The sequence below is a fragment of the Allobosea sp. TAF32 genome, assembly GCF_052113585.1.
GTDB lineage: Bacteria > Pseudomonadota > Alphaproteobacteria > Rhizobiales > Beijerinckiaceae > Allobosea.
Window position 1 is genome coordinate 191894 of record NZ_JBFRDM010000003.1, and the last position, 12654, is coordinate 204547.

At 64.8% G+C, this 12654-nt stretch carries 9 protein-coding genes and 1 pseudogene; 4 read left to right on the forward strand and 6 right to left on the reverse strand.

Translation table 11 applies throughout. The annotated features are described in order from the left end of the window. Nucleotides 1-52: 52 nt before the first annotated feature. Nucleotides 53-1018 (forward strand): homoserine kinase, encoded by a 966-nt coding sequence (locus AB4Z16_RS08425; RefSeq protein ID WP_441510889.1) that lies wholly within the window; start codon nt 53-55, stop codon nt 1016-1018. Continuing rightward, entirely contained in the window at nt 1015-1461 is a 447-nt protein-coding gene (gene rnhA, locus AB4Z16_RS08430; RefSeq protein ID WP_441510890.1) for a ribonuclease HI, read from the forward strand. Before AB4Z16_RS08425 ends, rnhA begins: the two co-directional genes overlap by 4 nt. A gap of 66 nt (nt 1462-1527) precedes the next feature. Here the strand turns inward: rnhA and AB4Z16_RS08435 are convergent, their stop codons facing one another. After that, nucleotides 1528-2550, reverse strand: a complete 1023-nt coding sequence (locus AB4Z16_RS08435) for an LLM class flavin-dependent oxidoreductase (RefSeq protein WP_441510891.1) — start codon at nt 2548-2550, stop codon at nt 1528-1530. 197 nt (nt 2551-2747) lie between these two features. Continuing rightward, nucleotides 2748-3197 carry a GNAT family N-acetyltransferase gene (locus tag AB4Z16_RS08440; protein ID WP_441510892.1) on the reverse strand — a complete coding sequence of 150 codons (450 nt, stop codon included), beginning with the start codon at nt 3195-3197 and terminating at the stop codon, nt 2748-2750. Nucleotides 3198-3630: 433 nt separating this feature from the next. On the opposite strand from AB4Z16_RS08440, the gene AB4Z16_RS08445 reads away from it, so the two are divergent. Then, complete coding sequence (locus AB4Z16_RS08445) at nt 3631-5145, forward strand: EF-hand domain-containing protein (RefSeq protein WP_441510893.1); 1515 nt, start codon at nt 3631-3633, stop codon at nt 5143-5145. 65 nt (nt 5146-5210) lie between these two features. Here AB4Z16_RS08445 and AB4Z16_RS08450 read toward each other — a convergent pair. The 3 genes and pseudogenes from AB4Z16_RS08450 to AB4Z16_RS08460 all read right to left on the reverse strand — a co-directional run bounded on the left by AB4Z16_RS08450 (nt 5211) and on the right by AB4Z16_RS08460 (nt 8547). Continuing rightward, a pseudogene (locus tag AB4Z16_RS08450) lies at nt 5211-6837 on the reverse strand (arylsulfatase). Between the two features lie 309 nt (nt 6838-7146). Then, nucleotides 7147-7632 carry a peroxiredoxin gene (locus AB4Z16_RS08455; protein WP_441510894.1) on the reverse strand — a complete coding sequence of 162 codons (486 nt, stop codon included), beginning with the start codon at nt 7630-7632 and terminating at the stop codon, nt 7147-7149. Between the two features lie 51 nt (nt 7633-7683). Further along, entirely contained in the window at nt 7684-8547 is an 864-nt protein-coding gene (locus tag AB4Z16_RS08460; protein WP_441510895.1) for a protein-disulfide reductase DsbD domain-containing protein, read from the reverse strand. Between the two features lie 239 nt (nt 8548-8786). On the opposite strand from AB4Z16_RS08460, the gene AB4Z16_RS08465 reads away from it, so the two are divergent. Next, a complete protein-coding gene (locus tag AB4Z16_RS08465) occupies nt 8787-9398 on the forward strand; it encodes a YqgE/AlgH family protein (protein WP_441510896.1) in 612 nt (203 codons plus the stop codon). 262 nt (nt 9399-9660) lie between these two features. Here the strand turns inward: AB4Z16_RS08465 and AB4Z16_RS08470 are convergent, their stop codons facing one another. Further along, nucleotides 9661-12603, reverse strand: a complete 2943-nt coding sequence (locus AB4Z16_RS08470; protein WP_441510897.1) for an EAL domain-containing protein — start codon at nt 12601-12603, stop codon at nt 9661-9663. Nucleotides 12604-12654 lie beyond the last annotated feature (51 nt).

Below are 12654 nucleotides of genomic sequence, written 5' to 3' on the forward strand. Positions count from 1 at the left end.
ACCGCTTCGCGTGAAGAAAATGCGATGAACCGAAGAGCAAGAGAGCCTGATCTTGGCCGTCTATACCGAAGTTCCCGATGACGAGATGGCTGCCTTCGTGGCGCGCTATGGCATCGGCGACCTGCTTTCCGCCAAGGGCATCGCCGAGGGCGTTGAGAACTCGAACTACCTGATTCACACCACGCAGGGCACTTTCATCCTCACCCTCTATGAGAAGCGGGTGAATCCGGACGATCTGCCGTTCTTCCTTGGCCTGATGCAGCATCTCGCAGGCCGCGGCCTGATCTGCCCGCAGCCGGTGCAGGATAGCCGCGGCGAGATGCTCGGCCGTCTCGCCGGGCGCCCGGCCGCGATCGTCACCTTCCTCGACGGGCTCTCCGTCCGCCGGCCGACCGCTGCCCATTGCCAGGAACTCGGCCGCGGTCTTGCCTTGATGCACGAGGCCGGCGCCGATTTCACCATGGAGCGGGTCAACGCGCTCTCCGTGCCCGGCTGGCGTCCCCTGGCGCATCAGGCGGGGCCGGATGCCGACAAGGTCTCTCCGGGCCTCGCCCGCCGGGTCATGGCGGAGATTGCCGTGCATGAGGCGAGCTGGCCCAAGGACCTACCGCGCGGCGTGATCCATGCCGATCTCTTCCCCAACAACGTCTTCTTCATCGGAAGCCGGCTTTCGGGCCTGATCGACTTCTACTTCGCCTGCACCGACGCCTATGCCTATGATCTGGCGATCTGCCTGAACTCCTGGTGCTTCGAGGCAGACGGCTCGTTCAATCTGACCAAGGGCCAGGCGCTGCTCGCCGGCTACGAGACGGTCCGCCCGCTGAGCTTGGTCGAGATCGAGGCGTTGCCGCAGCTCTGCCGCGGCTCGGCTCTGCGCTTCCTGCTCACGCGCCTCGTCGACTGGCTCAACGTGCCGCCGGGCGCGCTGGTCAAGCCGCATGATCCGCTCGAATACGACCGCAAGCTCGCCTTCCACCAGCGCGTCGTCGACGCCCGCGAATACGGGCTGAAGCGGTGAGCGATACTGTCGAAGTCTGGACGGACGGAGCCTGCTCCGGCAATCCCGGCCCCGGCGGCTGGGGGGCGATCCTCACCTTCAACGGCGTCGAGAAGGAGCTTTCCGGCGGCGAGGCCCAGACCACCAACAACCGTATGGAGCTGATGGCAGCCATCGCCGCGCTCGAGGCCCTGAAGCGGCCCTGCACCGTCGCGTTGCACACGGACAGCCAGTATCTGCGGCAGGGCATCACCGGCTGGATCCACGGCTGGAAGAAGAACGGCTGGAAGACCGCCGACAGGAAGCCGGTCAAGAATGTCGAGCTCTGGCAGAGGCTCGAGACGGCGCTCGGCCGCCACAAGATCGAGTGGAAATGGGTCAAGGGCCATGCCGGCGACGAGATGAACGAGCGCGCCGACGCGCTGGCGCGCGCCGGCATGGCGCCGTTCAAGTCGGGGCGCTAGCGGCTCATCGAAAAGTGATCCTTGCGGCCCCGACGCGGCTTCGCGGCTCGGCTCGGACGATCGCCCTCAGCGCCAGCCGAGCGCCGGTGCGACGTGCTTCAGGATCGCCTCGATCACATGGGCGTTGTAGTCGACGCCGAGCTGGTTCGGCACGGTCAGCAGCAGCGTATCGGCTTCGGCGATCGCCTCGTCCTTCGCCAGCTCCTTGACTAGCTTGTCCGGCTCGGCTGCATAGCTGCGCCCGAAGATGGCGCGGGTGTTCTCATCGATGAAGCCGATCTGGTCGTCACCCTGGTCGCCGCGGCCGAAATAGGCGCGGTCGCGATCGTCGACCAAAGCGAAGATGCTGCGGCTGACCGAGACGCGCGGTTCACGCGCATGGCCCGCCTCCTTCCAGGCCTCGCGATAGGCGCGGATCTGCTTCGCCTGCTGAATATGGAAGGGCTCGCCCGTCTCGTCGTCCTTCAGGGTCGAGCTCTGCAGGTTCATGCCGAGCTTCGCCGCCCACACGGCGGTCGCGTTTGAGCCGGCGCCCCACCAGATGCGCTCGCGCAAGCCTTCGGAATGCGGCTCGAGTCTCAGCAGGCCGGGCGGGTTCGGAAACATTGGCCGTGGATTCGGTTCGGCGAAGCCCTGGCCGCGCAGCACGTCGAGAAAGACCTCGGCATGGCGGCGGCCCATATCGGCGTCGCTTTGGCCCTCGGCCGGTTCGTGGCCGAAATAGCGCCAGCCATCGATCACCTGTTCCGGCGAGCCGCGGCTGATGCCGAGCTGAAGCCGTCCGCCGGCGATGAGGTCGGCCGCGCCGGCATCCTCCGCCATGTAGAGCGGGTTCTCGTAGCGCATGTCGATCACGGCGGTGCCGATCTCGATGCGTTTCGTCCGGGCGCCGATCGCGGCCAGCAGCGGGAAGGGTGAGGCGAGCTGCCGGGCGAAATGATGGACGCGCACATAGGCTCCGTCGGCGCCCAATTCCTCCGCCGCGACGGCGAGATCGATCGACTGCAGTAGCGCATCGCCGGCCGAACGCGTGCCGGATTGCGGTGAGGGCGACCAATGGCCGAAGGAGAGAAACCCGATCTTCTTCATGACGCGCCTGTCGCTGGCTGCGGGCGCAAGATGCGCCCTGCGAGGGGACGGCTCGGCGGCCACTGCAAAGCGGTCCGCTCAAGCCTCCTGCCAATATAGGCGCTTGCATGGCCGTTGCGATTGCACAGGCGCAGGCGTGCCTCTGCGTCTATGCAGCCCGGCTTGTGTCAGATCATGCGAAGACGGCTGTCTGCTCGTCACGCCAGCGGCTGGCGATAGACGATGAAGCCCGACTTGTCGGCAACCTTGTCGTAGAGCTCCTGCGCCTGCAGGTTCGATTCATGCGTCTGCCAGTAGACGCGGAAGCAGTTCTTCTCCCGCGCCATGGCGTTCACGGCCTCGATCAGCTTGCGGCCGACGCCGGTTCCGCGCGCCTCCGGCACCGTGAACAGATCCTGCAGATAGCAGATGTTCCGTTCGCTCCAGGTCGTGCGGTGGATCACCCAGTTGGTGATGCCGAGCGCCTTGTCGCCCTGCAGCGCGATGAAGCCGCCCATCGGCTCCTGACCGCCGGTCAGCCGGTTGAAGGTAATCTCGTCGAGCTCGGGCGGCAGCGTCGCCTTGTAGAAGGTCAGATAGCCCCGCCAGAGCGGCGTCCAGGCGACGCGGTCGGCAGCGGCGAGCGGGCGGATGATGATATCGGACATGCAGGCTTTCCTCCGGCGTAGACGCTAGCCGGGGGGCCGGGCCTTGTCTCATGACAAGCCGCGATCGGATCGATCAACACCCGGAAGAAGCCATGAAAGGAGGACGGCGAGTTGGCGGGGCCGTCAGCGCTCGACCCCAAGCGGAAGTTAGTTGTCCACCCTGCGCGCTAGCACGGCCGCTTCTCCTGTATTCGGTAAACGGAGCATGCCCGAAACCTCGAAGGTCTCCCACTATCCCTTTAAGCCCGCCTCAAGCTTGGCCTGTTAAGCGGAGGAACAGGCTATTCAGGAGGCAATATTGAATAGAGCTCGTGCTTCATCCCTGGTCGTGTTGCTGTCAGGCTTCCTGGTACTGGGTTCGGCTTCGGCACTCTCGCAACCTGCCCGCGCTGACCTGTCGCCACGATTGGCGAGCTTGCTCGTGCTGCCAGGAATGACGATCGAGAAGTCTGCTGCCCAAATACAGAAAGCGTTCATGACGCTCGATGCCAACGGCGATGGCCTGATCGATGAGGCCGATGCCGGGTTGCACGAAGCCTTTCTTGGCGCCAACGCCAAATTTGCCGCCGCCGGACGGTATATGAATGCGGATGCTGACGGCGATGGCTTCGTCACGCGGGAGGAGTTCCAGGCGAGGTACAAGTACGATACGCGTTTCGACGCGGGGCACCTCCTCGCCAGCCGTCGAGAGCGACTGGAGCGCGATCTTAAGTCTTTCCAAGATGCCGATACGGATCGTGATGGCAAGGTCTCATGGGTGGAGGCGGGTGCCGCTCCAACGGGAACTAAGCCGGCCGACCTGTATGGCCTTCCCGTGCTGACCCGCGATGCCATTGCAGCATTTGGAGGCGACGCCCGTAGTGTCGATCTGCAGCGCTTCACCGAGAAAGCCACGGAGCTGATCAAATCGCTCGACGTCGACGGGAACGGTACGGTTTCGCCGGAGGAATACGGTGTTGTCGTGGCCGGCCTCCAAGCTGAGCGCAAAGCTGCAGAGGACCGCCAGGCGATCGCCACGCGTGGAGCTTGCCTGATGCCCAAGGCGTCCGAACGGGCAAAGGTTGTGCTCCTGTCGGCATACGAAACGGATTCGGTGTCGACAGCGACCATCGGCTCGCAGGATGTGACGATCGGTGCGGGCTCCATTCAGGTCGAGCCGGGCGAGCAGCCTCTCTATGTCGTCATAAGCACTTACGGCGGCGTCATCTGGGATTTCACCGGAGCGACCCAGCGCCTCGAACGCGTCGTTCTCAGCTCCAGCTCAGCCGGGCCCGGTTCCGCATCCGGGAAAAACCCTCTGGTCGGGGCAAAAGGGGTAGGAGCCGATAAGATGGTTTTCATGCCTCATACGGGATGCCTGCCGTATTTCAGTCAGACTATGCCGAACGGCTCCAAGACGGCTTTCAGTCAGTCCAAAGGCCCCGAGGCAGCAGTCGCGATCGTGCGCCGAGAGACGGGCAAGGAACCTGTCGTGGCAGCCCAATACGAAGTGTCCGGCTTCTCAGTCCCATCCGGCGCCGTCAAGATGCCGCCGGAGGCTACAAAGTCGCGGGCGGCCGCGGCAAAGCTTGGCAGCCCAGTCGCGGGGATTGACTTCAGCAAGGTTGAGCCTTCGCTCCTCGATGGCGCCTTTTCCTTCTTCCCAGGCGGTGTTGTCGCGATTGATCCTTCAACCGTCGTGGCCGTGCAGCCCGTCACAGCCTACGAGGTGCTGCCCAGCCAGCTCGGTTTGATCCAGCTCGTGCAAAAGGGAGTGCTGACCCGCAACCGGAGCGGCGCCTTCCTCATCCATAGCAAAATGCGATTTCCCGCCGGACTCTATGGTGCCCATTCGGCTCGCTTTGTGCTCCTCGATGGAGTTCCAGCCCCCGAGGGCACTCAGGGGCATTCGTGCCTCGCTCAACAGGCGACTGACACCCCAGTTGAAATCCAGAGACCAAAATGCTGAGCGTCCGCTCCCGACCGACCCGAAGCGGACGCTAGCCACGCCGCTTCGGGAGAACGTATGCGCGGTCAGCCGCCGCCCGCCGCGCTTCGGAGCTGGGACTCGATCTTCGTCAGATTGAACGAACCCGGCGTCTGGCTCGGCGGGTAATCCTTCATGGTTTGCAGGAACTTGGCCGCGAGACCCTGAATCGGAACGATGACGAAGACGCGCTCCAGGAACCAGTCATTGTAGACGTTGGCATTGTGTTGCGCCTTCTCGAACGGGTCGCGGCGCAGGTGGAAGAGCAGGGGGACGCGCAGCTCAGTGAAGGGCTCGCGCCAGACGCCGAACGCCTCGCCTCGGTTCTCGAGGAACACGACCTTCCAGTCCTGATAGCGGGCCGCAACGACCTGTCCGTCATCATTGACGTACCAGAATTCATTGCGCGGCGACTCCTTCACCTTGCCCGACAAGTAGTCGAACTGGTTATAGCCATCGATGTAATTCTTGTAGTTGCGCCCGTTGAGCTGCACGCCTTTCAGGAGTTTGTCCTTGATCTCGGGCTCCCCGGCGATTGCCGCGAAGGTCGGCAACCAGTCTTCATGCGCGAAGATGCCGTTCAGCGTCGTGCCCGCAGGGAACCTGCCCGGCCAGCGAACGAAGGCAGGAACGCGGTAAGCACCCTCCCAGTTAGAGTTCTTCTCGCTACGGAATGGTGTCGTGGCGGCATCGGGCCAGGTGTTGTAGTGCGGGCCGTTATCGGTGGAGTAAAAGACGATGGTATCGTTGGCGATGCCGAGATCGTCGACGAGCTTCAGCAGTTCGCCGACCATTCCGTCGTGCTCGACCATGCCGTCGGAATAGTCGTCCTGCCCGGATTTGCCGCGGCTCGCCGGCTTGATATGCGTGCGGAAATGCATCCGCGTCGCATTCCACCAGGTGAAGAACGGCTTGTTGGCACGGACCTGGCGCTGGATGAAGTCCTTCGCTGCCGCCAGCGTCTCCTCGTCGATCGTCTCCATCCGCTTCTTCGTGAGCGGCCCGGTGTCCTCGATCTTGCCGTCGGCGGAGGCCTTGATCACGCCGCGCGGCCCGAACTTCTTCCGGAACTCGGGGTCTTTCGGGTAGTCGGGGTTCTCCGGTTCCTCCTCGGCATTGAGGTGGTAGAGATTGCCGAGGAATTCGTCGAAGCCGTGCTGGGTCGGCAGATGCTCGTCGCGGTCACCCTGATGGTTCTTGCCGAACTGACCGGTCGCATAGCCCGGCGATTTCAGCACCGTCGCCATGGTGACATCGGTCTTCTGCCAGCCCTCGGCGGCGCCGGGCAGGCCGACCTTGGTCATGCCGGTACGGACCGGCACGTTTCCGCCGATGAAGGCCGCGCGGCCCGCGGTGCAACTTTGCTGCCCGTAATAATCCGTGAACGACACGCCTTCACGCGCGATCCGGTCGATGTTGGGGGTCATGTAGCCCATCATGCCGCGGCTGTTTGTTCCATGTTCCGATGTCATCGCCCCAGATCACCAGGATGTTGGGGCGGCGCCCGGACGGTGCGGCGGCTTGAGGCGCCGGAGCGGGCTGCTGCGCCTGAGCGCTGGCGCCAAGGCCGGTCGCCGCGGCAACAAGAGCCGAGCCCGAGAGCAAGATGTTCCGCCGGTTGATATCGGGGCCTTCTTTAGGGGTCGCAAATTGTTCGACCGATTTAACAGTCATATTGCCTTCTCCTCCATAATCTTGAACTTAAAAAGTCAAGCAGATGGCCATCAGAGGCTTGAACAATGCTATTCTCGGATTCTGGATCTTAGGTTGCCTCGGCGTCTGCCGCGGTTTAGGCACCGCGCGCCATCCTGCCGCCAGGCGGCATCGCGAGGAAGTCCGTAACAGTAACAATACGCGTGCCCATAAGGCGGCGTCCCGCCCATGTCGGGCATTCGCCGCGTTGGCCGCCTCGGCACACACAGCCCAACAGAAAAGCCCGCGCGATGACCTCGCGCGGGCTCTGCAATTGGCGGCCGGCAAGCCTTAGAGCTGGCCGAGCATCGTCTCGGCGCCGGAGGCGTCGGCCTTGCCGGCGGCTTCCTCGACGTTGAGGGATTTCACGACGCCGTCTTCGACCAGCATCGAATAGCGCCGCGAGCGCGTGCCCATGCCGAAGCCCGAGCCGTCCATCGACAGGCCGATTTCCGTGGCAAAATCGGCGTTACCGTCGGAAAGGAACTCGATGACGCCGGCGCCGCCGGTCGCCTTCGACCAGGCGTCGAGCACGAAGACGTCGTTGGTCGAGGTCACCAGAATGGCGTCGACGCCCTTGGCCTTGATCTCATCGGCCTTGGCCAGATAGCCGGGCAGATGGTTCTTGTGGCAGGTCGGCGTGAACGCGCCGGGCACGGCGAAGAGCACGACCTTGCGGCCCTTGAACAGGTCCTCGGTCGTCTTGGCAGCCGGGCCATCGACGGTCATGATGCGGAACGTCGCCTGCGGAAGCTTGTCACCCACCTGGATCGTCATTGCGTCTTTCTCCGTGAAGCCCGCGGCGGGAAGGCCGCTTCGCCTCAGGGATTAGGGCTTGCCGGCGGGGATGTCGAGTTCGAGCCGTATCTCGACGGGCTTGGGCGTCCCGCGAACGGTGAAGATCAGGGGGACGGGACCGGCAGCGCTCTTCGGCCGCTCGTTGATGCGGATCTGAGCGGCAACCGTGCCGTCGCCCTGCGGCGTCAGCCGGGATTTACCGAAGGACCATTGGCCGGGCCCCTCGACGAAGATGTCCTCGATCTTGCCCTCCGGGGGCGGCTGCAGGACGAGCCTGAGACCGGGATCGACGACGGTGTCGTCAAGCTTGGCCTCGAGGATCGAGGTCTTCTCCTTGTGCGGGCCGGGCTTCGCCGATACCGGCACGCGCGCCTCGAAACTCTCCAGCCGCGGCGATGTCACGGTCGTGACGCCCGGCTCGAGCCACAGGCTGGCCTCGCCTTTGGCCGGGATGCAGATCTTCTCGCAGACGGCATATTCGAGCTTGAGGACGACCAGGACGGGCCGGGACGGATCGACCGGCTGGACAGAGATCGGAATCACGACTTCCCCGACATAACCGATCGAGTAGCCGGCCGAATCCTGAAATCGCTCCGGAACGGGCCAGCGCACATCGAGCCCGCCGATATTGGTCGAGCCCGACCAGTCGAAGTTCGGCGGCACGCCGAACTCGCCGGGGCTGCGCCAATAGGTCTTGAAACCCGGAGACATGACGATCTCGACGCCGACGCGCTGCTTGCCCGTCGCAGTGGTCGGGCCGGCGATCAGGCGCAGCTTCGCATGCTCGCTCGCCGACCATGGCGACATCGCGGCCTCGGTCGGCGCCTCCTGCGCGTGCGCGGCGGCGCCGAGCGCGAGAGGCATCATGGCCAGCAGGGAAAAAATGCGGTTCACGACCCTGCATTATCCATTGCGAAACCGAAAAGCGAACAAAACCTGCGTCTCACGTCCTGAATTGGCTCCCGCAACCTTCATTCTTGCGCGCAAATGGGGCGCAATCGCGATGCCGCAACGAAGGACCGCCCCCGCGCATCGCTTGGACGCGGCGCGGATGTCGGGTTTGCGCGAAGCCGGAGGCGCCCGCTCACATCGAGCCTTGCCGAGCCTCCCCGACAGCGCCTAGCATACGGGGGATGAAGATCGGCTCACAACCCCGCCTCGGCGGCCGCAGCTATCTGGACGGGCAGTGCCTCATCGCGATGCCCGGGATGGCCGACACGCGCTTCAGCCGCAGCGTCGTCTATGTCTGCGCCCACTCCGAGGATGGCGCCATGGGCATCATCGTGAACAAGCCGGCCGGCGACACCAAGTTTCCGGATCTGCTCGTTCAGCTCGATGTCATTCCGTCCGAGGAGATCATCCGGCTGCCGAGCAGCGCCGAGCGCATGCAGGTCCTGCGCGGCGGCCCGGTCGAGACCAAGCGCGGCTTCGTGCTGCATACGGCGGATTTCTTCCTCGAATCGGCAACGCTGCCGATCGACGACGGCATCTGCCTGACGGCGACGCTCGATATCCTCAGAGCTATCGCCATCGGTAGCGGACCGGAAAATGCCGTCCTCGCTCTCGGCTATGCCGGCTGGGCCGCTGGACAGCTCGAGGCGGAGATCCAGTCGAATGGCTGGCTGCACTGCCCGGCCGATCCCGGCTTGCTGTTCGACGAGAGCATCGAGACGAAGTATCAGCGGGCGCTCAACAAGCTTGGGATCGAACCTGCATTCCTCTCCCGGGACGCCGGCCACGCCTGAGCTGCCAGCTCCGGTCATTCCGGGGCCTCGCGCCAGCCAGGGACCCGCAACCCAAGGACATGGGCCAAGGCCCCGCAACCCAAGGACACGGCGCTGATTCCGTTTCCGTTATGCTCGCCCTTGTGGCGAGCATCCGCGTTTTGAACATCGCACTCGAAGAATGAAGACGTGGCTGGTCGGGACAAGCCCGATCCTGACGGCGAGCGCCGCGTTCAGCCGTCTTTGGACCTCAGGCCTTCTGCCCGCTCGATGGCTCGGCCGCCTACGCCATCTCTGTCGCCGCCGCAGCCGTCGCCCCCATCAGGCGCCGCGCCTCGGCCGCGGTCATCGGCTGGCCGAAGATGTAGCCTTGCGCGTATTGGCAGCCGATCTGGTAGAGCTCGATGGCATCGGACTCGCTCTCCGCGCCCTCGGCCACGACATCCATGCCGAGATCGGAGGCGAGCTGCACGATCGAGCGCAGGATCACCGGCGGGCGGCCATTGCCCATCTGGCGCACGAAGCTCTGGTCGATCTTGATCGTGTCGAAGGGGAAGCGCTGCAGATAGGACAGCGAGGAATAGCCCGTCCCGAAATCATCGAGCGAGAGACCGGCGCCGAGGTCGCGGATGCGCTGCAGCATCTGCGCCGCATATTCCGGGTTTTCCATCACCAGGCTTTCGGTGATTTCGAGCTTGAGCGTGCCCGGCAGCACGCGCCGCCGCCCGAGAACGGTCTTCACATCGTGCAGCAGGTCGTGGCGCAGCAACTGCCGGCTGGAGACATTGACGCTGGCGAAGATCGGCGGGTCGACTTCGAGTGCCGCCTGCCAGGCTTCGAGCTCGCGGGCCGTCTTGTCCATCACATAGACGCCGAGATCGACGATCAGCCCGGTTTCCTCGGCGATGGCGAGGAAGTCCTGCGGCATCAACCGCCCCTCGCGCGGGTGGTCCCAGCGCACAAGCGCCTCGAACCCGGCGATGGTGCGGTCCTCCAGCCGGACGATCGGCTGGTACATGACCTGGATCTCGTTGCGCTCGATCGCCCGGCGCAGGTCGCTCTCCAGTGCGAGCCTGTCGTTGCGGTCGGTCCGCATCGCCGGAACGAAGATCTCGATCTTGTTGCCGCCCTGGCGCTTGGCATGGGCCATGGCGAGCTCGGCGTTCTTCAGCGCATCGTCCTTGCGGGCAGCAGGCGAGGGGTCGAACAGGGCGAGCCCGATCGAGGGGGTCAGCACGATCTCCCGCTCGGCATAGGTGATCGGCGTCGAGACGGCCCGGCGCACGAGTTCGGCCAGTGCGAGGACGCGCTCGGGATCGCGCTCCGAGACCAGGATCATCGCGAAGGTGTCGCCGCCGATGCGGGCGAGTGTGTCCTGCGCCCTGAGCAGCCGGCCAAGGCGCCGTGCCAGCGTCAGCAGGATCGAGTCGCCGGCTGAGAAACCAACCGATTCATTGACCTGCTTGAAGCGGTCTACATCGATGACGAGTACGGTCGGGCGGATATTGTCGTCGGCGCGGGTGAAGCCGAAGATCGCGCCCAGCCGGTCCTGGAACAGCTTGCGGTTGGGAAGCCCGGTCAGGTTGTCATGGACGGCGTCGTGCAGCAGCCGCTCCTGTGCCGTGCGCTGCTCGGTGACGTCGGAGAGCGTGCCGATGACGCGGATGACTTCGCCGTCCGAGCCGATGACGGGCCGCGCTTTGACGTTGAACCAGTGATAGGCGCCGTTGGCGGAGCGCAGGCGCAGGTCGAGGTTGAGCTTGCCGCGGCGTTGCTCCAGCACGGCGTCGAGCGTGACGCGGTAGCGGTCACGGTCGGCGACATGCATGTGCTCCAGCCAGCGTGCGGCCGAGCCTTCGAGCGAGCCCTTCGGCAGGCCGAGCAGCGTCTCGATCTGCGGCGAGACGAAGACCTTGTCGGAGCTGACGTCCCAGTCGAAGACGAGGTCGCCGGAGCCGGAAAGCGCCAGCGCCCGCCGCTCGGTGTCGGAGACGAGCCCCTGCGAGATCGCGCCGCCGGCGAAGGCGTGCTGGATCACGGTAAAGCCGATCAGCAGCACGATCAGCACGAGGCCGCCCAAGAGGGCAGGGGCCACGAGGTCGCGCTGGAACTGCCCGGTGACCGTGAAGCTCGCGGCGGTGACCCAGACAGCGAGCAGGAACCAGGTCGGGATCAGCATCACCGCCCGCTCGTAGCCATGCGTCGCCAGATGCACGACCAGGATGAAGCCGATCGCCGCGACAGCCGCGATCGAGATGCGCGCGATGCCGGATGCCATCGGCGCGTCGAAGACGGCAAGGCCGATCAGGCCGGCAAGGCCGATGATCCAGATCGCCGTGACATGGCCATAGCGCACATGCCAGCGCGACAGGTTGAGATAGGCGAACAGGAAAACGAGCAGCGTCGCGGCAAGCACGACTTCCGCGCCCGCCCGGTAGATGCGCTCGATCGCGGGCGTGAGTGGGAAAAGGCGCTGGAAGAACCCGAAATCGAGGCCGGCATAGGCAAGGACCGCCCAAGCGAGCGCCGCGGCAGCCGGAAAGATCACCGCGCCCTTGACCACGAAGATGATGGTCAGGAAGAGCGCGAGCAGGCCGGCGATGCCGATGATGATGCCCTTGTAGAGCGTCAGCCCGTTGGTCTTCTGGCGATAGGCTTCCGACTCGTAGAGATAGAGCTGCGGCAGGTTCGGAGACTTCAGCTCGGCTACGAAGGTCACGGTCGTGCCGGGGTCGAGCGTGATCAGGAAGACATCGGCGTCGGGGCTGGCTTCGCGGTCAGGCGAGAGGCCTTGGCTCGCCGTCACCGCCTCGATGCGCTTGTCGCCCAGATCGGGCCAGACCACGCCGGAGCCGATCAGCCGGTGAAAGGGCGCGACCAGCAGCCGGTCGATCTGCTCATCGGAATCGTTCGTCAGCGCGAAGACGATCCAGTCCGGCCGGGCGCCCGATTCGCGCGCCCTGACCGCGATGCGGCGGACGATGCCGTCCGGCCCCGGCGCGGTCGAGATCTGGATGACGTCGCCGTCCGACTTGTTGCGCTCGACGACATTGGTGAGATCAATCACCGGCACATCGACCGGGACGCGCACCGCATCGACGGCGCTGGCTGGCGTCACGGTCGCGAAACTGAACCACACGGCAAGGCCGGCGACGGCGAGGCCGATCCGGAGGATGCGCTCGGAAATGGACAAGCTGTGCTCGGCTATCAGGCGGGAGACAATCATTCGAACTTGAACGAAAATCCCTATTGGTCGCTCATGGCAAGGGCAAGGCAG